Consider the following 23,975-nt stretch of genomic DNA (forward strand, 5'->3'; position numbering starts at 1 on the left):
GGCTTGATGTCACCACGATCTCCGAGCGGCCAGACACGGAGCCGTCACGGCGCTGACACGGGCTCAGGCCCGCGTCAGCGGCCCCCTGACCAGGTCGGTCCACGCACCCGCCGCGCCCTCTCGAAAAGCGTGCTCGAACGCTTCGTCGCCGAGGTGGTCGCGCGCTTCCCGCTCGATCCGCAGCACGTCCGGGTTCGACAGATCCTTCCGGCCGAGCACCTGTGCGCTCGCTGCCAGCAGCCGCGCCGCGTGGTCGTATTGCACACGCCGCAGCGCCAGGTCCGCGACCCCGACGACCGCCTGTGCGATCTCCGGCGCGCGCCCGGTTTCCGCAGCTGCCTCGCAAGCGGCGGCACGGTGTTCGCGCGCCTCGTCGAGGTCGGAGGCGAACCAGGCGTGCAGGCCGTGGGACACGGCCCGCAGATGCGGCTGCTGTGCTTCGTCGCCCAACAGGCTCATCGCGTGGCCGAACTGGGCGAAGGCCTCCCGTGCGTTCCCGTTCCACCGGGCCAGCTCCGCGCGGACCAACGCAAGCGAGGCCAGCGTCCCGGGCCAAGTGACGCCTTCCGCGAGGTTTTCCGCCTCGGCGACCGCGGCTGCGCAGGCGTCCTTGTCGCCCGCGAGCCAGTGCAGCCGGGCCTGCCGCATGCGCATCTGGACGACGTCGTCCAGCGCGCCGAGTTCGGCGACGACGGCGATTGCCTGGTCGAAGTGGTCGCTGGCCTCGCGGAATTCGCCCCGCATGGCCAGGCAGCCGGCGAGTTCGGTCTGCGCGAACGAGATGCCGAACCGTTCGCCGAGCACACGGAACTCGACCAGCGATTCGTCGAACCAGGCTTCGCAGTCCTGGCCGAGCATCATCCGCAGTTTGCCGATGTGCAGCCGGGATAGCGCCCGTACCCACGGATCCTCGTCGTCCAGCAGCGATTCCCAGGCGGGCAGGAGCGCGTCGGTGTCGCCGAGCATCATTTCCAGCGGCACCACCAGCCGCAGCGCCGCGTGCCGGTGCCGCCCGTTCTTGCCGAGTTCGTACGCCTGGTGGATCCACTGCGCCGCTTCCGGCATGTCGCCGGGGCCGGAGGTGGCGAACATCGAGGTCAGGGCGTACACGATGGCCTTGGTGTCGTCGGGGACCTCGCCCGGGGTCGCGATCGCGGCGGCGATCAGCTCCATGCCCTCGGCCTTGCGGCCCACGAGCCACCAGTACCAGCCGCAGGCGGCCGCGAGCCGCATCGCCGCGTGCGCGTCGCCGGCCGCGAGCGCGCCGCGCATCGCCGAGACGAGATTGTCGTGCTCTGCCTGGAGAACGGCGAGCCACTCCAGCTGCTCGCCGCGCCGCAGCCGGGGTTCCGCGGTTTCGGCCAGCTCGGTGAAGTACGCGAGGTGCGCCTGCCGGGCCAGCTCGGTCTCCCCGGCCTCGGCGAGGCGTGCGGCACTGTATTCCCTGATGGTGCCGAGCATCCGGTACCGCGGCGCGCCTTCGCCGAACGCGACGAGCAGGGACTTGTCGCTGAGCGCGGTAAGCAGGTCGAGCACCTCGTACTCGTCGACCAGTTCTCCCGCGCAGACCCGTTCCGCCGCCTCCAGGCTCGCGCCGCCGGCGAACACCGACAGCCTGCTCAGCACGAGCCGTTCGCCGTCGCTGAGCAGTTCCCAGCTCCAGTCGACCATCGCGCGCAGCGTCCGGTGGCGGGGGAGAGCGGTGCGGCTGCCACCGGTCAGCAGCCGGAACCGGTCGTCGAGGCGGTCCGCGAGCTGCACGGCGGACATCGTGCGGAGCCGGACCGCGGCGAGTTCGATCGCGAGCGGCATTCCGTCCAGGGCGGTGCAGATGCGGGCCAGCGTCCGGTCTTCGCCGAGGTCGTCTCGCCGCGTCGTCGCGCGGTCCCGCAGCAGTTGCACAGCCTCGGCGCGGGCGAGCGGTTCGACCGGCCAGAGCGCTTCGCCGGTGATTCCCAGTGGTTCCCGGCTCGTGGCGAGGATCCGCAACCCGCGGCATTCGCCGAGCAGCCGGTGCGCGAAGGCGGCGGCGGACTCGATGACGTGTTCGCAGTTGTCCAGTACCAGCACCATCTCGCGGTCGCGGATCGCGGAGATCAGCCGTTCCACCGGATCCGCGGCGGACGCCTCGCCGAGCAGCGCGTCGCGCAAGCCGAGACCGGACAGCGTGGCCTGCGCGACGTCGTCGCCGGTCCCGACGGCCGCCAGCTCGACCAGCCACGCGCCGTGGTGCAGGTCGTCGACCAGCGTGCGGGCGGTTTCGGTGGCCAGCCTCGTCTTTCCCGAGCCGCCAGGCCCGGTCAGGGTGGTGAGGCGATGCCGCGACACCAGATCACGGACGGCGGCGACATCGGTTTCTCTGCCGACGTAACTGGTGAACTCGGCGCGCAGATTCGTCTTGCGGCTCTCCTCGCGCCGACCCACCTCGCCTCGCAGCAACGCGACGTGCAACGCGGACAGCTCGGGCGACGGGTCCGCGCCCAGCTCGTCGGCCAGCGTTTCCCGGATGCGCTGAAACGCCTGCAACGCCTCGGTAGTGCGACCCGCGGCGGCGAGCGCCCGCATGAGCGCGCCGACGAGCCGCTCCCGCACCGGATGCGCGGCCACCAGGTCGGTCAGCTCCGGGACAAGATCCGCGCCGCGCCCGAGATCTAGTTCCGCTTCGAACCGGTCTTCCAACGCCGCCAGCCGCAAGGCTTCCAGCCGCGTCGCCGCTGCGTCGAACGCCTCGCTCTCCTGCAACCCGACGTCCTGCATCGCCGGACCGCGCCACAATTCCAGCGCCTCGCGCAGCCGCCCCAGCCTGTTGTCCGCCTGGCTCTGGGCGACGAGCCGCTCGAAACGCACCGCGTCGACCGCGTCCGCGTCGATCGCCAGCCGGTACCCGTCGGTCAGCCCTTCGACCACGGCGCCCGGCAACGCCTTGCGCAGCCGGGAAACCAGGCGTTGCAAGGCATTCGCGGCGTCGGCGGGCGGGTGCTCGCCCCAGATCCAGTCGATCAGCGTCGCCTTCGGCACGACCTGGCCCGGCCGGAGCGCGAGGACGACGAGCAGCCCGCGGAGCCGCGCGCCCGGAACGTCGGCCACGTCGCCGTCGCGGACTTCGAAGGGACCCAGGATCTTGATCTGCACCCGCCCGATCCTGCCATCCGATCGGGTGGTCAGGCAGCGGAATAGAGGACGATGTCGTCGAGCCGCGTGCGCGCGTGGACCTTGAGCGTGCTGCCGGCGCGGTCCGGGGTGTCGAGAGTGCTGCGCACGACGCCCTTGGTGCTCTTCGCGTCCACTTCCGCGGCGATGCCCGCGCTGACGCCGACCTCGATCCCGCCTGCCGCGTTCGACAGCTCCACCTGGCCGCGCGTCACGCGCCCGATCCGGATCGGGCAGCGTCCGGCCTTCGCCGTGACGCTCCCGTCGGCCGTGCCGATGTCGAAGCTGCCGTCCGCCCCGCCGAGATCGACGTCGGACCGGGCGTGGCCGATCCAGACCTTGCCGCTCGTGCCCTGGTAGCGGATCTCGCCTTCGACCTCGCCGATCCGCAGCCCGGCCGCACTGCCCTCGATCACCGCATCTCCGGCAACGTGCCCGATCACGAGGCCGCCCGCGCCGAGATTCCCGCGCAGCGCGGCGACCCGGTCAAGCTGCACCTGGCCCGAGCCGATGTTGACCTCGCAGTCGCCGAGCGCGCCGTCCGCCTGCACCTCGGTCCAGGCCGTGTTGAGCACGAGCCGGGACCCGGCGGGCAGTTCGACCGCGATGTCGACGGAGCCCGTCTGGTGGCCGGACTTCGTCGTCTTGACGGTGAGAACGCCGTCAGCGAACGCGACCTTCGTCTTCTCGGCGACCTTCACATCGGTGGCGTTGGCCGCGTTGACGGGCTGCACCCGCACGACGGTCTCGACGCGTTCGCTGGCGGTGATCCGGACGCGAGCACCAGCGGTGGTGAGCGCGGCGGTGATGGGGGCGGGGGTGGTGAACGTGGACATTTCCGGTCTCCCTGGCTGGCTTGGTGGTTCGTTGTGACCACATTCGCCTGCTGGGCGGACACGCGGCTGTCACGGCTCAGACGCGGGGGTGCGGGCCCGTGTCAGTACGACGCCGGCGGCTCAGCGCGACCCGATCGCCGGGTCGCTGGTGCTCGGCCTCCCCGTTTCCAAGTGCCCGGCCAAGGTGCGGCGGTAGGCCGGGTCGTGGTCGGACGTGATCGTCACGTCGTACCAGTCCGCGCTCGCGCTCGGGTCTATCACGTGCTCCGCGCGGGCACCCGGCGCGAGACGCACCGCGGCCGTCGGCTGGTGGCCGTAGTGGTCGGCGATCGTGAGGGTGACCGGTACCGGGCCGTTGTTCGAGAGGGCGAGGACCACCCGGTCGCCCGCGTCGCGCGCGCTCACCTCCGGGCCTGGCGCGGCGGCACCCGCCAATTGGCGCACGAAGCCGTTCGGGCCGTGCACGGTGAAGTCGTAGCTTCCGACCACCGGCCAGGTCGCGGTGAGCGCCTTGCCCGGTTCCACGGTGTACGTCCACGGTCCGCCCGGCGTGCGCGGCGACGTGACCAGGAATCCGGCGCCCGCCCGGCCGCGGCTGGCGAAATCGATCGTCAGCTTGCCGGCGCGCACGGTGCCGTCCGCCGAGAGGTGGTACGGCAAGGCACGGGCCGGACGTCGGCCGGGTTCCTGTTGGGGCAGCGAGGGGTTCGCGGGCGGAGTGGGCACGTAATCGGGGTGGCGGTTGCGGTCCGGGGGAAAGTAGCCGCTGGTGCTGGGCAGCGCGGGCACGCCCTGCCGGGCCTGGCTGAAGTCGAACGCCGAGGTGAGGTCCCCGCACACCGCGCGGCGCCACGGCGAGATGTTCGGCTCGCGGACCCCGAAGCGGGCTTCGAGGAACTGCACGATCGACGTGTGGTCGAAGGTTTGCGAGCAGACGTAACCGCCGGTGCTCCACGGCGACACGACGATCATCGGGACCCGCTGGCCGAGACCGTACGGTCCGGGAACGCCGTCCTTGCCGCGGTACAGCTCCGCGCTGACGTCGGCGGTGGAAGCGCCCTGCGCCGGGGTCGAGGCGGGGAACGGCGGGATCACGTGGTCGAAGAAGCCGTCGTTCTCGTCGTAGGTGATGAGCAGCGCGGTTTTGGACCAGACGGCCGGGTTCGCGGTGAGCGCGTCCAGCACCTGCGAGATGTACCAGGCCCCGTAGTTGACCGGCCAGTTCGGGTGCTCGGTGAACGCCTCCGGGGCGACGATCCACGACACCTGCGGCAGCCGGTTCGCGGCGACGTCGGCCTTGAGCAGGTCGAAGAAACCGCCGGTCTTGGCGACGTTGGTGCCTGTGCGAGCCTTCTCGAACAAGGGGCTGCCCGGCGCCGCGTTGCGGTAGTTGTCGAAGTACAGCAGGGAGTTGTCGCCGTAGTTGCCGATGTAGGCGTCCTGCGTCCAGCCCCAGGAGCCGGCGGCGTCGAGCCCGTTCCCGATGTCCTGGTAGATCTTCCACGAAACCCCGGCCTGCTCCAGCCGTTCCGGGTAGGTGCGCCACGAGTACCCGGCTTCGGCGTTGGTGATCACCGGGCCGCCGCCGGCGCCGTCGTTGCCGGTGTATCCGGTCCACATGTAGTAGCGGTTCGGATCGGTCGGGCCCAGCAGCGAGCAGTGGTAGGCGTCGCAGATCGTGAAAGCGTCGGCGAGCGCGTAGTGGAACGGGATGTCGCCGCGGTTCAGGTACGCCATCGTGGTCGCCGACTTGGCCGGAACCCACTTGTCGTACGCGCCGTTGGCCAGCGCCGCGTGCCCGGTGTTCCAGTCGTGCGGCAGGTCCTGCAGGAACTGCAACCCGAGGTTCTTGGCGTCCGGGTGGAACGGCAGCACGTCCTTGGCACCGTCGGACTGGTACCAGACCGGTTTGCCGTTCGGCTGGTTCGCCGTGCGCGGATCGCCGAAGCCGCGCACCCCGCGCAGCGTTCCGAAGTAATGGTCGAACGACCGGTTCTCCTGCATCAGCACGACCACGTGCTCGATGTCGCGGAGGGTGCCAGTGCGGCGCGCGGCCGGGATCGCGGCCGCCCTGGCGATGCTGGAGGACATCGCGGTGAGGGCGGCGGTGCCACCGGCAATCTTGAGAAAACGTCGGCGGTCCATGCCTGTCATCGAATGCTCTCCTTTTCGGGGTTCCCGGCTGGGCGGTGGTCGGCGCGGCGGGTCAGCCGTCGACGCGCTGGCCGGTCTTCGGGTCGAGGAACAGCCGGCCCGCGCGCGGCGCCTGGAAGTCGAACAACCCGTTCAGGCTGCCCGCCCGGGCGTCGAACGACGAGTCGCCGATGCCGCCGAGACGCCAGTTGTCCTCGAGGAACCGCAGCACCGAGGTCTGGTCGGTGACCGCGTGGTCGACGTGGCCGCGCTTGGCCCACGGGGAGACGACCAGCAGCGGCAGCCGGGGTCCGTACCCGCAGCGGCCCTGGTAGCCGCCCATGACCTTCGCCGGGTCGTTGCCGCACTTGCCGGGGCCGGTGAGCGCGTCCTCGGCGCTCTGCGACTGGTTGACCAGCGGGCCGGCCTGGTGGTCGTACCACCCGTCGGAGTCGTCGTAGGCGATCACGACGGCGGTGTTCTTCCACTCGGGCAGCTTCTGCAGCCGGTTGATCGTGTCGGCGACGAACTGCTGCTCGTCGATCGGGTCGGAATAGCCGGCGTGGCCGTCCTGGTAGCCGGCGGCCTTGAGGAAGCTCACCGCGGGCAGGTGCCCGGCGCCGGCGGCGGACCAGAAGTCGGTCAGGTCGTACTGGTGGTTGGCCTGGTCGGAGTGGCCGATCGCGGCGGTCGAGGACGGCGGGAGGTGGTGCGGGTTCGCGGTCGACGGGTAGTACTGGAACGGCTCGTGGTGCGGGATGTAGTCGCCCTTCCACCCCTTCTGGCCGGTGTAGCCCAGCGCCGCGCCGACCGGGTGGCCGCCCTGCATCGAGCCGTCCGGCTGCGAGACGGTGCACACCGCGGAGCCGTCGGCCTTGCGCTGCACCGGCTTGAAGCCGCCCTCGAACCAGCCCCAGCTGACGTTCTTCTCGTTGAGCAGGTCGCCGACGTTGCGGCCGGACAGCCGGACCTGGTCCCGCGTGCTGCAGTCGTCGCCGAGCGGCTGCGGGTCGCCGATGATCGTGTTGCCGATCGTGTCGCCCTCGGGGAACGGCTTGCCGCCGGGCATCAGCTGCGCGGTCACGCCGTGCGTCTGCCCCGAGACGAGGTTGATCGCGCCCGGCGTGGACGGGCCGAACGTCGTGCCGTACGAGTTGTCGCTCATCGCGAAGTGCTGCGCGTAGTTCCACAGCGCGGTGACGGTGTTGCCGTCGTAGTAGTCCATCACCTGGCGCTTCTCGCAGCCCGGGTCGCCGTTGCCGACGGTCTCGATGAACTTGTCCATCTTGAAGTTGTCGTACGCGGCCTGCTCGTCCTTGTACTCGTGGTCCTGGTCGCAGGTCAGCGCCTGCGCCGGACCCAGGCGCCGGGGGTTGGACGAGTTCGGGTTGCGGGTCAGCAGCTCCGGCGTCAGCCCGTTGGTCTTCGGCGTGTTCGGGTGCGCCTGGAAACGCTGGCCGTCGGTATTGGCGGCGTGCGGATAAGTGCCGAAGTAATGGTCGAAGGAAACGTTCTCCTGGAACAGCACGACCACGTGCTGAATCGGCGTCGCGGTGCCGCCGGCGGGCGTCGCGGACCCGACCGAACCAGGCGCCGTCGCCGCGACGGTCAGCGCCGCGACCGTCGCGGCCCCGGCGGCCGTCCGGATGATCTGGGACTTTCTCACGTGCACTCACTCCTTGCTTCTGACCAGCCGCGCCCCCGTCCGGCCGTTGCCTACGGCGCGAAACCCTCACTGGCACACATGAACGGCAGATGTCGGGAACGCGGCCGCGACCGGGCACGGCACAACAATTCTGAGCATCCGGATATTTGTGCCGAATGTCCGGCTCGGGCCGCTGTTCAGCAGATGTCCCGATTCGTCGGCCGAGCTTTATTTCGCCGCGAGAAGCGATGGGCGCCGAGCGTGAATGGAACAAGAGAAAGCGCCCGGAAATGCGGGGAAGAGGTTGCTTCTTGGCGGCGAAATCGAAGCGACCTCAACGTCGCTGCTGTGCCGGCCTCCGGCCCGCGTCCGGCGACACCGAGATTCCCCGGGCCGGGATGCCGCGCCAGGCGGTCCCCGCGGGGAGCTGTTCTCCCTTCATCACCAGGGACATCGCGTCGACCTCCGTGCGGTCGCCGACCACGCTGTCGTAGAGCACCACCGAGCGCGCGCCGACGCTCGCGCCGGACCGGACGTCCACAGTGGACATCTTCATCACCCGGTCCTCGAAGAGGTGGGTTTGGAGCGAGGTCGCCGGGCCGACGCACACGTCGTCGCCGAGGCGGACCAGGTCGAATTCGGTCAGGTAGGTCGTGGCGATCCAGCAGCGTTTGCCGATCCGCGCGCCGAACAGGCGCAGCAGCGGGCCCATCAGCGGCGTGCCGGCCAGGGAGCCGAGCAGCGCGGGCACGGCGGCGGTTTCGTACAGCGCGGTGACGAACTCGGTGCGGCGCACGAACCGGCTCCACAGGGGTTCGACGCGCGGCCGGTAGCGTCCGACGATCAGCCATTTCGCGGCGGCGACCGCGAGCACCACCCCGAACCCGCTCAGCAGGGCCGCGACCGGGGTCGCCAGGACAGCGGCGAGCACGCCGAACGCCTTCCCGGCCTGCAGCTGGACGAGCAGCACGAGGTAGCCGGCCGCGGCGAGCAGGCTGCCGGGCACCACGATCCGGAAGAACTCGATGACCAGCCGTTCCGCGACGCGCAGCCGGGTCGGGCGGAAGGTCAGGTCGTCGGCGAAATCGCCGCTGTCCTGCCGCCGGGGCAGCCGGATCGGCGGGGTGCCGAGCCACGACGTCCCGTCCGGGCTGCCGTCCGCGGGCGCCGCGGTGTGCACGCCGATCAGGCAGCCGTCGCCGACCGTGGCGCCGGAGCGCAGGAAGGAGGCGTTGCCGAGGAACGACCGGGTCCCGACCGTCGTGCGGCCGACCGCGACCTGTCCGTGGCAGTACGTCGCGGCCCCGACGGCGGCCATGTCGGCCACGAAGCTCTCCGCGCCGAGGGTCAGCAGCCCGGGGTCGAGCTGGGCGGCCGTCGACACCTCGGCGCGCGGTCCGATGCGGGCGCCGAGCATGCGGAGCCAGCCAGGCGTGTACAGCGTGGAGTAGAGCGAGTTGGTCGCGGCGAGACTCGCGCCGAGGAGCTTGTCCGAGATCCACTTGCGCAATCCGAACGACGAGGCGACGTGCCGCACGCCGGGCCGGGTGACCGGGAGCACGAGCCGTTTGCCGGCGAAGACCACGAGGCACACGCTGGCCGCGGTGACCGGTCCGGCGAGCAGGCACGCCCACCATCCGCCGGCGGCGCCGTGCGTGAGATACAGCCAGCTGCCGAGCGCGACGGCTGGCGCGAGGAACACCAGCGGCAGCAATTCGACGCACAGCCAGGCCACCGCGAAGCGCGCCAGGAACGCCCGGCTCGGGGCTCGCCCGGGCCGAGTGCGCAACGCGGCGACGAGCGGGTCGGTCTCCGCGCAGCGCTGCGCGGGCGAACCGGCCCAGTACTGCCCGGCCGGGATGCGCTGCCCGGCGGTCGCGGCCGACATCTCCGCGAGGCCGGAGCCGACGTCGAGCTGAGCGCCCGGCTCGACGACCGCGTTCGCGCCGACGAAGACGCGGTCGCTCAGCACGACCGGGGCGATCTCGAGCCGGTTGCCCCGCACCCGCGAAGTCTGCAGGTGCGCGCCGTAGCCGACGCTGACGTCCTCGCCGATCGTCAGGAGCGACGGCAGCCCGAGGTTCCCGGTCGCGAGCTGGCAGTGCCGGCCCACCCGGGCGCCCAGGAGTCGCAAATACCAGGGCAGCAACGGAGATCCGCTCATCGAGCCGAGCGGGGCGAGCACGAGCAGCCCGCTGACGAGCCACACCCGGAAGTACGCGGCGCTCCACAATGGATATTCGCCCGGCCGGATCCCGCGCGACAGCAGGCGGACGCCGGCGATCGGCAGCAGGAACCGTGCCACGAGATACAGCACCGGCGTGATCGCGACCAGCTGCCACACGGTGCCGACCGAAAGAACGCCCGCGCTTCGGCCCAGGATCGCCGCGGCCGGGCCGCCGAGGAGCACGAGGAGCAGGTACAGCACGCCCACCTGGGCCGTGCCCCAGCCGAAGAGCCGGGCCCGGCTGGCTTTCGGCGCCGCCTGGGCTGACACCGAGTGCGCGGGCGCCCGATCCGCGAAGGCCCGGGCGAGCGCGCGGATCGTGGGGTGGGCGTAGACGTCGGCGACGGACGCGTCCGGTGCCACTCCGCTCTTCCGCAGCAGCGAGACCGCACGCGCGGCCAGCAGCGAATGGCCGCCGATGTCGTGGAAGAAGTCGGCGGTCACCGAGACCTCGGCGGTGCCGAGCAGTTCTGCCCACACCGCGGCGATTGCCCGTTCCGTACCGGTTTCCGGGGCCACCGCGGCGACCGCGTGGAACCGGGCCCCGGACGGGCGGGGGAGGCGGGCGCGGTCTACCTTGCCGCTCGGCATCATCGGCAGTTCGGCGAGCGTGTCGACGTAGCCCGGCACCATGGGCGCGGGCAGCCGCCGCCGGAGGGTTTCCCGCAATTGCGCGACGATCGCGTCCCGGTCGTGGCGTCCGTTGGTGAACGCCAGGTACGCCACCAGGTCTTCGGTCGGCGCGTCGGGATGCGGCGCCACGGCCGCGACCGCCACCTCCCGGTGTTCCATCAGGATGCTCTCGATCTCCTGGAGGTCGATGCGGTGCCCGCGGATCTTGACCTCGGAATCGGCGCGCCCGAGGTACTCGATCTCGCCGCCGGGCAGCAGCCGCCCGAGGTCGCCGGTGCGGTAGAGCCTGCCCCCGCCGGTGATCCGCGGGTCGTCGAGGAACCGTTCGGCGGTCAGGTCCGGCCGGTTGAGGTAGCCGAGCGCGACGCCAGGCCCGCCGATGCAGATCTCGCCGATCGCGCCGTCCGGGACGGGGCGCAGCCGCTCGTCCAGCAGCCGGATCCAGTAGGTGGGCAGGGCGCGGCCGATGGTCACCGGGCGGCCGGGGACCAGCTCGCACCAGGTCGCGGTGACGGTCGCCTCGGTGGGGCCGTAGGTGTTGAGCATCCGGCGTCCCGGCCTGCTCCACCGCTGGACCAGCTCGCCCGGGCAGGCCTCGCCGCCGACCAGCAGGGTGCGGATGCCGGGCAGGTCGCGGTCCACCGTGGCCAAGACCGTCGGCACGCAATACAGCACCGTGACGCGGTGCCGCTCGAGGAAGTCCGCGAGGCCGGACCCGATGCGGTCCGCGCCGGTCGGTCCGGCGACGAGCGTGGCTCCCGCCGCCCAGGTCGGCCAGACCTCCTCGATCGAGAAGTCGAACGCGATGGTCATGCCCTGGTACACGCGGTCGGTGCGGCGCACGCCGTAGACGTCCGCGACGACCCCGATGAAGTTGCAGATGCTCGCCTGGCTCACCGCGACGCCCTTCGGCCGCCCGGTCGACCCGGAGGTGTAGATGACGTAGCACTCCTCCGCGCCGTCGACCGGCCAGAGCCGCGGCCGGTCCGGGCTGGCCCGCCTCGCCTCGGCGGCGAGTTCCGCGGGCTGGAGCACCGGGCAGCGGGCCTCGCCGGCGGCCGCGGCCAGTTCGGGCGCGACGAGCAGGAGGTCGAGCGCGGCGTCGGCGGCGACATACGCGACGCGGTCCGCGGGCGCCGCGGGGTCGATCGGCACGAACGCGGCCCCGGTCTTCAGCACCGCGAGCAACGCGACGTACATCGGCGTCGAACGCGGGATCAGGAGGCCGACCCGGCGGCGCGGTCCGATGCCGCGGCGGATCAGTGCGTGCGCGAGCCGGTTGGCGTGCTCGTCCAGCTGCCGGTAGGAGAGCCGGTCCGGCCCGCACTCCAGCGCGACGGCGTCCGGCGTCTCGTCGCACGCGCGTTCGAAGAATTCTTGCAGCCGCACCGGGACGCGCGCGCGGCGCGGCACCGGGCTGAGCCGCGCGGTGTCCTCGACGGAAAGCGACAGTTCCTCGCTCACAGGGATTCCTTCTGTGGTGGGGTCCGGGGAGTGCGGATCAGGCGCGGGCCGCGCGCCGCGGTGGAAGCGAGCGGTACTGTGTCCTCTGTGGACGGGGCCCTCTCGGCACCGGCCCCGCCGGACGCGTTCAGGCGGCGATCGAACACGATGCGGTGAACGCGGCCTGCACGGGTTTCCGGCCAGCCTCTGGTGTCACGATCACGCGCTCCTTGTTCTTCCGGGGCCCCCAGGCGGGTCGCAGGCTAGGAACGGGACCCTGTGAGAAGCCTGAGGAGCCACGAGCTGGGAAGCGTGGTTTGGAACGCAAGGCCGGATTGTCGTCGCACTGCCGGACTTCGGCGCTCGGGGTTTTTCCGGGTGTTCAGGGTCTGTTCAGCCGTGGCTCTCGGTTTCGGCAGGAGCGCCGGGCTCCTCGTCCAAGTCGCGTCCGGGGCCGCGTGCCTCGCCGGCCGTTGCCCGGGCCGGCCGGAATTTGTGCGCTTTTCCGCACAGCGCCGACGGCCGCTGAATGCCTCGCCCTAGCTTGCGGGCCAAGCGCTGCGGCCACGGAAATGTCTCCGTCCGCGCTGGTGCAGACCATTCTTGCGGTACGGCACAGACCGCGGTTTCGCCGGAGCGAAACTCCGCGTTCCTGTTGCCGCACTGAGGTTTTCGCAGCTGCGTGCACTTGGCCGACGGTTGCGGCAACTGTCGCGGCCGTGCTGGAGTGGCATCGTTCCGGAGGGGAGTAGCCCCGCACGGCCCATGGATCGACATGCTGAACCCGTTCGCGGGTTCCGGTCCTGGGGCCCGCCGCCCGCGGGTGGGCGAGACCTTCGGTCCCGAGTCGATGGCTGCGATGGCCGTTGTCGTGCGGGATCGAGGCGCGCCTCTCGATGCCGCGCGGCCGCGGCGCGGAACAAAAGGGGCGGTTCGCTGTGTGGCATTTCGTGCTGCTGGTCGTGTGTGCGGTCGCGATCTATTTCTCGTGCGAGTGGTTCGTCAATGCCGTGGAATGGCTCGGCCAGCGGCTCCACGTGGGCCGGATGGCGGTGGGCACGATTCTGGCCGCTTTCGGCACCGCGTTGCCGGAATCGGTCGTCACGCTGGTCGCGGTCACCAGCGGCGGCACCGCCGAAGCCCGCGACATCGGGGTCGGAGCCGCCATGGGCGGTCCGCTCGCGCTGGCCACGGTCGCTTACGGCGTGACCGGCTTCGTGCTGCTGACCCGACGCAGAAAGATCCGCGCACTGGTCCCTGCCCGCAGTGGTTCGGATCCGGCGCCGGACGCGACCGCGGTGCTGACCGGGCCGGACGAAGCGGCCCGGCTGGCGAAGGACCAGCGCTGGTTCGTCGCGGTGTTCGTCGTCAAGGTCGCGCTCGGGCTGGTCGCGTTCGCGTTCAAACCGTGGCTGGGCTTGCTGTTCTTCGCCGTCTACGCGGTGTACTTCTGGCGCGAGATGCGCGGCGGCCACGACGAGCAGGGCGAAGACGAGCAGCTCCGGCCGTTGAAAATCCAGCCGCGCCGCGCGTCCCCGGCCACCTGGGCGGTCGCCCTGCAAACACTGGGCGCGCTGGCGGTCATCTTCGCCGCCTCACAGCTCTTCGTGCGCCAGCTCGACGCGATCGGCCCGATGCTCGGCCTGTCCGGTGCCGTAACGGCGTTGCTGCTCTCGCCCATCGCGACGGAACTGCCGGAGATCATGAACGCGGTCATCTGGGTCCGGCAGGGCAAAATCAGCCTCGCCCTGGCCAACATCTCCGGCGCGATGATGATCCAAGCCACCGTCCCGAGCGCCCTCGGCCTGCTCTTCACCGACTGGCGCTTCAGTCCCGCCCTGCTCTGGTCCGGCATCGTGACCATGCTCGCCGTCCTGTACCTGCTGGCGACCCTCCGCGCGCACAAACTCACCCCGGCCCGCCTCACCGTCGCGGGCGGGCTCTACCTCGTCTTCGCCGCGGGGCTCGTCCCCGTCCTCGCCTGACCGGCAGCGTTCACGGGCAACGCCGCGCGGGCAAGCGCGGTGCTCCGGTGAGGCCTGGCCCACACCCGTCGCCGCCGGTTGGACATTCCGGACCGGACGGCGAAAGCTTGTCCTCCTGACATCAGTCCTGCCGCCGTGCGGGACCGCCGGAGGAGCGATCCGGCGGCTCATCGGCCAGCCGGATCCAGCCGTGCTCCGGGAAGGGCCATGAGACCAGAGATCACCCAGCCGGAACCCGTCGGCGCGGAGGCCGCGCACGTCGGCCTCGACGACCTGCTGGACGACGGCCTGAAGCAGGTGCGGGACGCGATGGGGGCCGACACCGCGACTGTGCTGCGGCATCAGCCGGGCAGCGACCAGCTCTCCGCCGTCGCGGCGGTGGGGCTGGAGGAAGAGGTCTACCAGGGCGTCCGGATCCCGATCGGATCCGGTTTCGCCGGCCGCATCGCGGCGCTGCGCGAACCGGTCGTGATCGACCACGTCGACCGCGGCACGGTCGTGAATCCGCTGCTCTGGGAACGCGGCCTGCGCACCATGCTGGGCGTGCCGATGCTGGCGGGCTCGACCCTGGTCGGGGTCTTGCACGTCGGGTGTGTCGAACCTCGGAAGTTCTCCGCCGCCGACGTCGAGACGCTGCGACGGCTGGCCGGCCAGCTCGCCGTCGCGATCCAGCTCGAGGTTTTCCGCGAAGACCGCACGGCGGCGGTGGCGCTGCAGCGCAGCCTGCTCCCGAGCCGGCTGCCGGAGATTCCGGGACTCGAGTTCGCCGCCCGCTACGTGCCGGGCGCGGCCAGCGGGCTCGGCGGCGACTGGTACGACCTGTTCCCGCTGCCCGGCGACCGGCTCGGCATCGTGATGGGCGACGTGGCCGGGCACGGGCTGGACGCCGCGGTGATCATGGGCCGGCTCCGCAGCGCGCTGCGTGCCTACGCCCTCGACTGCGACGACCCGGCGGAAGTCCTCGCGAAACTCGACCGCAAAGCGGTCCACTTCGAGCACGGCGTGATGGCGACGGTCGCGTACGCCGTCTTCGACGAGAACCAGCACCGCCTGCAGATCTCCCTCGCCGGTCACCTGCCGCCGACCCTCGTGTCGCCCGACCGGCCCGCGGAATTGCTGAAGGCGCCCGCGGACCCGCCGATCGGGCTGGCGCTGAGCCCGCACCCCCGGCGCGTCACCACCGTCGACATCGGACCGGACACCGTGCTGGCGTTCTGCACGGACGGCCTGGTAGAGCGGCGAGACCAACTGGTCGACACCGGCCTCGCCCGTCTCGCCGACGTGATGCGCGTCGAAGACCCGGACCAGCTCTGCGGCCGGATCATGAACGCGCTCATCGGCAACCGGCGGGCACAGGACGACATCGCGTTGCTGGTGATCAGGCGGACTGCCGCGGCGTGACTGGCCGGGCTGGTGTCAGGAGCCAAGCGGTCACGCGCCCGGGTGCCCGGCAAGACCGGCCAGCACCGCACGGTGGTCGCTGCCTCCTGCCGGGAGCACGGCGGTGCGGACCGCGGCGAATCCGCGGGTCAGGATGTGGTCCGGTCTCGTCAGCGGGAACCCGGCGGGCCAGGTGAACTGGAAACCGGCGCGCGCGTCGGACAACGTCTCGGTCAGCGGCGCGAGCAGGGGGTCCGTGGACGCGGTGTTGAGGTCGCCGAGCACGAGCAGCCGGGCGGTCGGGTCGGCTCGGACGTGTTGGGTCAGGGCGCGCAGCGTGCGGTCGCGCAAGGCGGTGTGTCCAATCCGGACAGACGCCAGGTGCACGGCGTAGACGCTGACGGGTCCCTCGGGCGTCGCGGCCACCGCGTGCAGGGCGCGGGCCCAGCCCTGTCCGAGGTCGATCCGCGAGACTTCGCGGAGGGGATATCGGCTCCACAGCCCGACCGTTCCGACGCGGGCCCGGTAGGGGTGCGTCGGGTCCAGTCGGGCGCTGACCGGTGCGCTGTTCGCGGCCGTGATTTCCTGCAGCGCCACCAGGTCCGCGCCGGATCGGGCCACGGACGCGGCGTCGGCTCGGCCGCCGAGGTTGTGGCTGGCGACGACGAGCGCGGCCGGTCCGCCGCGGTCGGCGGCGAGCATCTGCGGGGCGAACAGCCCGGCCCAGACGAGCAAAGGCACGAGGGCCGTTGCGGTACCGCGCCGGGAACGCAGCAGTGCGGAGAGGACGGCGAGCGCGGCTGCCGGGACCGCGAGCCAGGGCAGGAAACTGTCCAGCGCCGAGCCGGGGACCAGCCCGGCCAGCGCTGCGGTCAGCAGCAGGGCCGTGCCGCACAGCGCCAGGTCGCGGCACCGGTGCCGCGACCTGGCCGGCGCGTCGTCAGACCTGGTAGCGGTGCGCATCGGCGTCCCGGTTCGCCTTGAGCCAATCCGACGTGTGCCGGAGGCCTTCGCGCAGGCTGACCCGCGTGGACCAGCCGGTCAGTTCGCCGATCAGCCGGTTGTCGCAGACCAGGCGTTCGACCTCGCTGCCTGCGGGACGGATCCGGTCCGGGTCCTCCCGCGCCGTCGCCTCCGTCCCGGTGATCTCGGCGAGCAGGTCGATCAGGCCGCCGATCGAGATCTCGTTCCCGGTGCCGATGTTCACCACCCGGCCGCACGTGGCCGGGGCACCGGCCAGGGCCAGGAACCCGGCCACCGTGTCGGTCACGTACGTGAAGTCGCGCGTTGGCGAGGTGGACCCGATCCGGATTTCGCGGACGCCCCCGTGCAGTTGCGCGAGGATCGCCGGGATGACGGCCCGGGCGGACTGGCGCGGACCGTAGGTGTTGAACGGGCGCGCGACGGTCACCGGCAGGCCGAACGAATGCCAGTAGGACAGCGCGAGCATGTCCGCGCCGATTTTCGAGGCGGGGTACGGCGACTGCGGTTGCAGCGGGTGCTCTTCGCTGATCGGGACGCTGCGCGCGGTCCCGTAGACCTCGCTGGTCGAGGTGTGCACGAGCCGGGCGTCGTGCCGCAGGCAGGCCGCGGCGACGTGGTGCGTGCCGGCGACGTTCGTCTCCACGTACGAATCGGGTGCTTGGTAACTGTAGGGGATGCCGATCAGGGCGGCGAGGTGGAAGACGGTGTCGCAGCCGGACACCGCCTCGGCCACCCGGCCGGGATCCCGCACGTCGCCGGGCACGAGTTCGACGTCGTCGAGAAACTCGGCGAGATAACCGTTGGTGCCATAGGGTTTGTAGTGCGCGAAGGCCCGCACGGTCGCGCCCGCGCGCAGCAGTTCCTGCACGAGCGTGCTGCCGATGAATCCTTCGGCTCCGGTCACGAGAACTCGTTTGCCGTTCCAGTCCGTCATCAGACGAGTGCCCCTTCACGTGCGGGTGCGGTCAGTCCGGCGAGGTCGAGAGCCCAGCGGGCGAGGCGGTCGGCGGCGTCCGGGATCGACGTTCCCGCGCTCGCGTCGGCCATCCGCGCGAGTCGTGCCGGGTTGTCGCGCAGCGAGCCGAGCACCGTCGCGAGCGCCGTTCCGGTGACCGCTTCGTCGGGCAGCAGCTCGGCTGCGCCCTTCGCGGCGAGTGCTTCGGCGTTGTGTCGTTGGTGGTCGCGCGGGGCGTGCGGGTAGGGCACGAGCACCGCGGGCAGGCCGACGCGCGCCAGTTCGGCGACCGTGGCCGAGCCCGCCCGGCAGACAGCGAGATCGGCTGCGGCGTAAGCGAGATCCATCCGGTCCAGGTAGTCCACCGCGGTGGCCGGGGCTCCGGCCGCGGCGAGGCGGGCGTTGAGCGGCTCGGCCCCGCCCGCGCCCGCCTTGATCAGGAAGCGGACGCCGGGATCGGCTCGCCAGGTTCGGGCGAGCTCCACCGCGGCCTCGTTCAGCCGGGCCGAGCCTTGGCTTCCGCCGTTGACCAATACCAGGAATGCGTCTTCCGGAATGCCGAGACTTCGGCGCGCGGCGGGGCGCAGCGAAGTCCGGTCGAAGCCGGCGAAATGCCGGTGCAGCGGCATTCCGACGATCCGGCCGCGGCGGGGAAGTCCGGTTGTTTCCCCGGCCACGGCGACGTTTTCGGTCAGCAGCGCGGAAAACGCGTTGGCCCGTCCGGCGACCGCGTTCGATTCGTGAATGAGAGCGGGAACGCCCGCCAGCCGGGCCCCGGCGATCAGCGGCGCGCTGGCGTAACCGCCCATGCCGACCGCGACCGCGGCGTTCTCGCGCCGCAGCAGCCGTGCGCACTGCCAGGACGCCCTGGCGAGCGCGATCGGCAGCGAAAACCGCCGTGCGCCGAGGTTTTTCGCGAACGGGATCATGTCGACGGTGTGCAGCCGGTAGCCCGCGGCGGGGATCAGGCGGGATTCCATGCCGCGGGTCGTGCCGGTGAAACAGACGCGGGTTTCCGGGCGCAGCGAACGGAGGGCGTCGGCGAGAGCCAGCCCCGGACAGATATGCCCGCCGGTCCCGCCCGCCGCGATCACGACGGACCGTTCCGCCGGGGGAGCGGAGGTCAAGTGCGAATCAATCATGCGGCCAGGGTGGGCGCCGAAAATGAGAGCTTCATTAAGCCGCTCCGCCGCGAGGGGCGTTTCCGCCGGGTTATCCTGGGGCTCACATGAATCAGCGAACGAATGTCGGAACCCTTCTCGTGGTGGACGACGAACCCGCCGTGCGAGAGGCGCTGACCGACGCTTTGGAGACGCAGTCCTACGCGGTGCACACCGCCTGCGACGGGGCGGAGGCGCTGCGCGCGGTCGCGGACCTGCGTCCCGACCTGATCCTGCTGGACGTGATGATGCCGGCACTGGACGGGCTCGCGGTCTGCCGCGCGCTGCGTTCGGCCGGCGACCGGACCCCGATCGTCGCGCTGACCGCGCGGACCGCTGCCCAGGACCGCATCGACGGCCTGGACGCGGGCGCGGACGACTACGTGCTCAAGCCGTACGACCTCGGCGAGCTGTTCGCCCGGATCCGGGCGCTGCTGCGCCGGACCCGCGACGTCGGCGGCGACCGTCTCGCGTTCGCCGATCTCACGCTGGACGAGGCGACCCGGCAGGGCGTCCGCGGGTCCCGGGTGATCCAGTTCAGCGAAACCGAGTTCGCGCTGCTCGCGCTGCTGGTCCGCAACGCGGGCCAGGTGCTCACCCGGGAGATCATCACCGACCGGGTGTGGGGGTACGACTTCGGGCCGTCGAGCAATTCCGTCGACGTCTACGTCCGGTACCTCCGCCGGAAACTGGAAGCTGACGGCGAGCCGAGGCTGGTGCACACCGTCCGCGGCATCGGATACCAGCTGAGACTGCCGTGACCCGCGGTCCGGCGGTCCGCACCCGGATCGCGCTGCTGTCCGCGGTGTGCGTGGCGCTGGCCGTCGGAGCCACCGCGACCGCCGCGTACTTCTTCTTCGACCGCGAACTGCACCGCCAGCTCGACGTGGGGCTCACCCGCGAAGCCAACCGGATCCAGCTGGAGATCAAGGCCGGCCGCTCGGGCGGGACCGGGGTGAGCGACTGCGAGTGGATCGCGACGCCCGCGTGCAGCCAGATCGTCCGGGCGGACCAGCCCGCGCCGGATCCCGGGTCTCCGGCGAACCTGCCGGTCACCGCCGAGACGCGCGAGGTCGCGGCCGGGCGGCTCGACCGCACGTTCAGCGACGCGGTGGTCCGCGGGCACCCGCTCCGCCTGCTCGCCGCTCCGCTGGGCGAAGGCCGCGCGCTGCAGGTCGGGGTCCGCGCCGACGGCGTCGAGCAGAGCCTGTCCCGGATCCGGATGATCCTGCTCGGCGCGGGGGTCGCCGGGATCCTGCTCGCGGCGGTTCTCGGATACTTCGTCGCCCGCGCGGGCCTGCGCCCGCTGACCGCGATCGCGCGCACCAGCAAGCGAATCGCCGAAACCCGCGACCCCGGAGTCCGCATCGAGGCTCGCGGCAACGACGAGATCGCGCAGCTCGCCCGCACGTTCAACGCGATGCTCGCGGCGCTCGAGGAATCCCTCACCGCCCAGCGGCGGCTGGTCGCGGACGCCTCGCACGAACTGCGGACGCCGCTGACTTCCCTCCGCTCGGACATCGATCTGCTCGCGCTCTCCGGTCCTCTCGAACCCGAGAAACAGGATCGGATCCTGAAACGGATCCATCGCCAGTTCGCCGGGATGACCCAGCTCGTCGCCGACCTGATCGAACTCGCGCGAGGCGACGAACCCGACACCGAGCCGGAGGACGTGCGCCTCGACGTGCTCGCGAAGCGGGCCGTCGCTGACGCGGCGGGGCACTGGCCGAGCGTTCGGTTTCGCACCGAGCTGGAACCGGCTGTGGTGGAAGGAAACCCGGAAACGCTCCGCAGCGCAGTGGCGAATCTTCTCGACAACGCCGCCAAATTCGGCGAAGCGGGGGACACCGTCAGCGTCGAACTGCGAGACGGGGTGCTGACCGTGCGCGACGAGGGACCGGGAATCGCCGCGGAAGAGCTGCCGAAGATCTTCGACCGGTTCTATCGCGGCCCTTCAGCGCGGTCCCGGCCCGGGTCGGGTCTCGGGCTGGCGATCGTCGCCAAGACCGCCCGCGCACACGACGCCCGGATCAGCGTGGATTCCCCGCCCGGCGGCGGCACGGCGATCAGCATCGCGTTCCCGGACGCCGAAACACCGGAGCAGGCCATCTCCTGAGCCGCTGCTCTCATTTTTCTTTCATGAAGCGGCCCTACGTTCTGTTCCGTGCTGATCAAACGAACCGTCGCGAGTGTTTTCCTCGCAGCTCTGATGGCGGCCGCGGTCTGCGCGCCGAGCAGCGCGTCCAGCCCCGCGCCGGGAGCCGACAATTATCTGTACGCTTCGATCGGCGACTTCGACGAAACGGTGAAGCCGCTTCTCGACCGGCCCGATGTGAAGGGAGTGCAGCTGCTGTTCCCGTGGCGGATGCTCGAACCGCAGAAGGACCGGTACGACTTCTCCGAGATCGACCGGGCCCTCGACTACGTGAACAGTCATCACAAGAAACTGTTCCTGCAACTCCAGGACCGGTTCTTCGCGCTTCCGCCGGGCCTGCCGAAATACCTGCTGAACGATCCGGAGTACCGCGGCGGCGCGGCGGAGACGGTGAACGAGAACGACCTCGGCGTCGGCCCTCCCGGCGCGGTCGCCGCGCAGTGGAATCCCGCCGTGCGGCACCGGTTCCAGAAGCTGCTGAAGGAACTCGCCCACCGCTTCGACGGACGGGTCGCGGGCGTGAACCTGCCCGAAACGTCGGTGGAGGTGAACACCGCGAAGGACCGCACGGGGTTCACCTGCGACAGCTATTTCCAGGCCGAATTGGACAACATGGCGTACGGCCGGAAGGTCTTCGCGAAGTCGGCGTTCGTCCAATACCTCAATTTCTGGCCGTGCGAATGGAAGAACGACCACGACTACATGGGCCGGGCGTTCGCCTTCGCGAAAAGCCACGGCATGGGGCTGGGCGGTCCGGACGTCCTGCCGAACCGGCCCGCCCAGATGGCCAACTCCTACCCGTTCTTCGAACGCTACCGGGGACAGCTCCCGCTCGTCGCGATGGCCGTGCAGGAACCGGACTTCCAGTACGTCAACCCGGAGACCGGGAAACCGTACAGCCGCGACGAGTTCGTCCAGTTCGCCACGCAGCGGCTCGGCGCGAACGTGATGTTCTGGGCGACCAGCTCGCCCTGGCTCCACGAGCCCGCCCGGTAACGAGCGGCTCAGCGGCCGTACAGCTCAGTGCGGCGGTCGTCGAAGAGGTGGTTGCGGGGGCTGAGGGTTTTGTCCCGGGCCGCGGCCAGGTCGGTGTCCCACTGCGCCCGTCCGTCGGCTCCCGCGACCGCGGCTATCCAGCCGTCCTGGTCGACGATCGTCGTTCCCTCGGTCCAGCGCTGGCCGCGTTCGGTTCCGGAGCGGTCGCAGCAGGCGATGGCGACCCGGTTGACGCGCGCGGCGGCCTGGGCGAGGAGGACCTCGGGCGGCCGTTCGCCCACTGGGCGGGGAACTTCGGGCCAGTTGGTCGGGACCGCAATCAGGTCCGCGCCGTCGAGCGCGACCCGGCGGGTGTACTCCGGGAACTCGAGGTCGTAGCAGACCATGACCGCGATCCGCCCGAACCGGGTCTCGGCGACCGGCGGGGGATGGCTGCCCGGGGTGAAGAACAGCTTTTCCCGGTCCCACAGGTGGGTTTTGCGGTACTGAGCCAGCACTCCGGTGGCGTCGAACAGCACCGCGCTGTTGTAGAGGACGCCGTCGGGGCCGCGCTCGGCGTATCCGCACACGACCACCGAACCGCCGTCGACGGCAGCCGCCCACTCGCCGATCATGGGGTCGCCCGGCGCGATCGCGCAGTCCGCGGCCTCGGCCGCCGACTCGAAGACGTATCCGCTGGTGGCCAGTTCCGGCAGCACGAGGATGTCCGCGCCCCCGGCGGTGGTTTCGGCGATGGTGCGGACGATCTGCCGGTGGTTCGCGGCCACGTCGCCGATCCGGGGAGCGAGCTGGACGCAGACGATGCGGGTCATTCTCCGTCCCCCTGATCGGTGATCCGTTCGCGGACCCGGTCGGCGAGACCGGGCACCGCGACGACGACCACCGTCGCGACAACGAGAACCGCGAGAATGATGTAGGGGAAGAACCGGTAAGGCCCCGACACGCCGACCACGTTCTTGAAGATCGTGTACACGATGAAGGCGAACGCGAGCACCGGAACGATCGCTTGCCAGCGAGGCGCTTTCGGCTTGCCGCTGAGGAAGAGGAACCGGAACGCGCCCGTGGTGGCCATCGCGTAGGCGACCAGCAGGGCGATGGTCCCGATGGTGAGCCAGTAGAAGGTCGCGTCCACGACGCCGGTGCCGGCCAGCCGCTGTCCGACGGCGAAACACAGGATCAGGACACTGGTCACGACGATCGTGCCGACCGGCGCGCCGCGCTTGGTCAGCCGCACCACCGGGCCGGGAACCCCGGCGTCGCGGATCAGGGCGTAACCGACGCGGGCAGCGCCGTTGACCGTGCCGAGGGTGATCGCGAACAGGCTCACGCTGGCGACCAGGTTCAGCAGGACGCCCATCGCGCTGCCGAGGTACTGCGCCGCGAGATCGCCGTAGGGATCCTCGGCCGCGGCGAACGCCTTCACCCCGTCCGGCCCGGTGCCGTAGCCCAGTGCCTGTCCGACGATCGCGAGCAGGAAGAACACCCCGACCACCAGGATGGTGATCTTCAACGCCCGCGGGATCTCCCGCTTGGGGTTCATCGTCTCCTCGCCGAGCGACGCGGCGCCCTCGAACCCGGCGAACGCGAGGAACCCGAACACCGCGGCCCCGGCGATCGTGCCGACCCCGGTCCCGGCGGGCAGGTGCAGGAAGTTCCAGCTGAAGCTCTGCCCGTGCGGGCCGTGCCCGGTCGCGACGCGGACGATGATCACGACGCTGAGCAGGCCGACCAGCGCGGCGCCGGCCAGTTCGCAGATCAGCAGAATCCTGGTGATGACCCGGATTTCGCTCAGCGACAGCACGACGACGAGCACCAGCGCGACCAGCGCGGTCCAGATCCATTCGGTGGCGCCGGACCCGATCAGGCCGAGCTGTCCGAGGACTTTGTTGAAGAACAAAGCGATCTCGATCGTCGAGCCGGTGCCGATGGTCGCGTACGCGGTGAACAACGCGGCACCGGCGACGAATCCGGCGCGCGGTCCGAGCGTGCGGCCGACCAGCGCGTAGACCGACCCGGTGTGCGAGATGTGCTGCGAGAGTTTGACGAATCCGTAGCCGACGAGCGAAACGCCGAGGATCGCGAAGACGAAGGCCCACGTGGCGCCTTCGCCGAGCAGTCCGGCCGCCCCCACTCCCAGCAGCGCCATCGCGCCGACCGGGCCGATGAGCCCCACGGAGAACGCGGCCGCGTCCGTGACCTTCAGTTCTCGCCGCAGTCGTGCCGGTGCGGCCGCCGTTCGTTTTCCGTTGGCGGGTGCGGACATGTCATCAGCCTCTGTCTGGTTTTCGGTGCC

General features: G+C 71.0%; 15 protein-coding genes. 5 read left to right on the top strand and 10 right to left on the bottom strand.

The annotated features are described in order from the left end of the window. Positions 1-63: 63 nt before the first annotated feature. The 5 genes from SSMG_RS18530 to SSMG_RS18550 form a co-directional block, all read right to left on the bottom strand. Entirely contained in the window at positions 64-3,132 is a 3,069-nt protein-coding gene (locus SSMG_RS18530; RefSeq protein ID WP_037714120.1) for a BTAD domain-containing putative transcriptional regulator, read from the bottom strand. A 29-nt stretch (positions 3,133-3,161) separates the two neighbouring features. Continuing rightward, entirely contained in the window at positions 3,162-3,986 is an 825-nt protein-coding gene (locus SSMG_RS18535) for a hypothetical protein (RefSeq protein WP_009078356.1), read from the bottom strand. Between the two features lie 120 nt (positions 3,987-4,106). Further along, positions 4,107-6,140 carry a phosphocholine-specific phospholipase C gene (locus SSMG_RS18540; protein WP_009078357.1) on the bottom strand — a complete coding sequence of 678 codons (2,034 nt, stop codon included), beginning with the start codon at positions 6,138-6,140 and terminating at the stop codon, positions 4,107-4,109. 52 nt (positions 6,141-6,192) lie between these two features. Next, positions 6,193-7,785 carry a phospholipase C gene (locus SSMG_RS18545; RefSeq protein WP_234392843.1) on the bottom strand — a complete coding sequence of 531 codons (1,593 nt, stop codon included), beginning with the start codon at positions 7,783-7,785 and terminating at the stop codon, positions 6,193-6,195. A 313-nt stretch (positions 7,786-8,098) separates the two neighbouring features. Beyond that, the gene (locus SSMG_RS18550) at positions 8,099-12,088 is read right to left on the bottom strand and encodes a Pls/PosA family non-ribosomal peptide synthetase (RefSeq protein WP_009078359.1); all 3,990 of its coding nucleotides are present in this window, start codon (positions 12,086-12,088) and stop codon (positions 8,099-8,101) included. A gap of 917 nt (positions 12,089-13,005) precedes the next feature. Here SSMG_RS18550 and SSMG_RS18555 point away from each other — a divergent pair. Both SSMG_RS18555 and SSMG_RS18560 read left to right on the top strand, forming a co-directional pair. Further along, positions 13,006-14,052 carry a sodium:calcium antiporter gene (locus SSMG_RS18555; protein WP_009078364.1) on the top strand — a complete coding sequence of 349 codons (1,047 nt, stop codon included), beginning with the start codon at positions 13,006-13,008 and terminating at the stop codon, positions 14,050-14,052. Between the two features lie 207 nt (positions 14,053-14,259). Next, the gene (locus SSMG_RS18560; protein ID WP_037714122.1) at positions 14,260-15,453 is read left to right on the top strand and encodes a PP2C family protein-serine/threonine phosphatase; all 1,194 of its coding nucleotides are present in this window, start codon (positions 14,260-14,262) and stop codon (positions 15,451-15,453) included. A 30-nt stretch (positions 15,454-15,483) separates the two neighbouring features. Here the strand turns inward: SSMG_RS18560 and SSMG_RS18565 are convergent, their stop codons facing one another. Genes SSMG_RS18565 through SSMG_RS18575 form a run of 3 tightly spaced genes read right to left on the bottom strand, consistent with a single transcriptional unit; the run spans position 15,484 to position 18,513 of the window. Further along, positions 15,484-16,395, bottom strand: coding sequence for an endonuclease/exonuclease/phosphatase family protein (locus tag SSMG_RS18565; protein ID WP_009078370.1), 912 nt, complete (start codon positions 16,393-16,395; stop codon positions 15,484-15,486). Then, positions 16,373-17,350, bottom strand: a complete 978-nt coding sequence (locus SSMG_RS18570) for an SDR family NAD(P)-dependent oxidoreductase (RefSeq protein ID WP_037714124.1) — start codon at positions 17,348-17,350, stop codon at positions 16,373-16,375. Before SSMG_RS18570 ends, SSMG_RS18565 begins: the two co-directional genes overlap by 23 nt. Further along, positions 17,350-18,513 carry a glycosyltransferase gene (locus SSMG_RS18575; RefSeq protein WP_009078373.1) on the bottom strand — a complete coding sequence of 388 codons (1,164 nt, stop codon included), beginning with the start codon at positions 18,511-18,513 and terminating at the stop codon, positions 17,350-17,352. Before SSMG_RS18575 ends, SSMG_RS18570 begins: the two co-directional genes overlap by 1 nt. A gap of 86 nt (positions 18,514-18,599) precedes the next feature. Between SSMG_RS18575 and SSMG_RS18580 the strand changes: the two genes are divergently transcribed. The 3 genes from SSMG_RS18580 to SSMG_RS18590 are packed head-to-tail and all read left to right on the top strand — an operon-like array spanning position 18,600 to position 21,682. Beyond that, positions 18,600-19,292, top strand: coding sequence for a response regulator transcription factor (locus SSMG_RS18580; RefSeq protein WP_009078375.1), 693 nt, complete (start codon positions 18,600-18,602; stop codon positions 19,290-19,292). Beyond that, a complete protein-coding gene (locus tag SSMG_RS18585) occupies positions 19,289-20,647 on the top strand; it encodes a cell wall metabolism sensor histidine kinase WalK (protein ID WP_009078376.1) in 1,359 nt (452 codons plus the stop codon). The genes SSMG_RS18580 and SSMG_RS18585 overlap by 4 nt, the downstream gene beginning before the upstream one ends. A gap of 48 nt (positions 20,648-20,695) precedes the next feature. Beyond that, positions 20,696-21,682: a beta-galactosidase gene (locus SSMG_RS18590; protein ID WP_009078378.1), complete on the top strand. Its 987-nt coding sequence runs from the start codon at positions 20,696-20,698 to the stop codon at positions 21,680-21,682. Between the two features lie 8 nt (positions 21,683-21,690). Here SSMG_RS18590 and SSMG_RS18595 read toward each other — a convergent pair whose 3' ends face one another. Continuing rightward, entirely contained in the window at positions 21,691-22,494 is an 804-nt protein-coding gene (locus SSMG_RS18595; protein ID WP_009078380.1) for a nitrilase-related carbon-nitrogen hydrolase, read from the bottom strand. Beyond that, entirely contained in the window at positions 22,491-23,945 is a 1,455-nt protein-coding gene (locus SSMG_RS18600) for an APC family permease (RefSeq protein ID WP_009078382.1), read from the bottom strand. The genes SSMG_RS18595 and SSMG_RS18600 overlap by 4 nt, the downstream gene beginning before the upstream one ends. Positions 23,946-23,975: the final 30 nt, after the last annotated feature.

Origin of the sequence: Streptomyces sp. AA4 (assembly GCF_000158875.1) — a bacterium.
In the GTDB taxonomy this organism is placed as follows: domain Bacteria; phylum Actinomycetota; class Actinomycetes; order Mycobacteriales; family Pseudonocardiaceae; genus Amycolatopsis.

Excerpts from the sequence above, each read along its gene's own strand:
- SSMG_RS18535 (WP_009078356.1), bottom strand. The coding sequence starts at position 3,986 with ATGTCCACGTTCACCACCCCCGCCCCCATCACCGCCGCGCTCACCACC.
- SSMG_RS18540 (WP_009078357.1), bottom strand. The coding sequence starts at position 6,140 with ATGACAGGCATGGACCGCCGACGTTTTCTCAAGATTGCCGGTGGCACC.
- SSMG_RS18560 (WP_037714122.1), top strand. The coding sequence starts at position 14,260 with ATGAGACCAGAGATCACCCAGCCGGAACCCGTCGGCGCGGAGGCCGCG.
- SSMG_RS18565 (WP_009078370.1), bottom strand. The coding sequence starts at position 16,395 with ATGCGCACCGCTACCAGGTCTGACGACGCGCCGGCCAGGTCGCGGCAC.
- SSMG_RS18570 (WP_037714124.1), bottom strand. The coding sequence starts at position 17,350 with ATGACGGACTGGAACGGCAAACGAGTTCTCGTGACCGGAGCCGAAGGA.
- SSMG_RS18575 (WP_009078373.1), bottom strand. The coding sequence starts at position 18,513 with ATGATTGATTCGCACTTGACCTCCGCTCCCCCGGCGGAACGGTCCGTC.
- SSMG_RS18580 (WP_009078375.1), top strand. The coding sequence starts at position 18,600 with ATGAATCAGCGAACGAATGTCGGAACCCTTCTCGTGGTGGACGACGAA.
- SSMG_RS18595 (WP_009078380.1), bottom strand. The coding sequence starts at position 22,494 with ATGACCCGCATCGTCTGCGTCCAGCTCGCTCCCCGGATCGGCGACGTG.
- SSMG_RS18600 (WP_009078382.1), bottom strand. The coding sequence starts at position 23,945 with ATGTCCGCACCCGCCAACGGAAAACGAACGGCGGCCGCACCGGCACGA.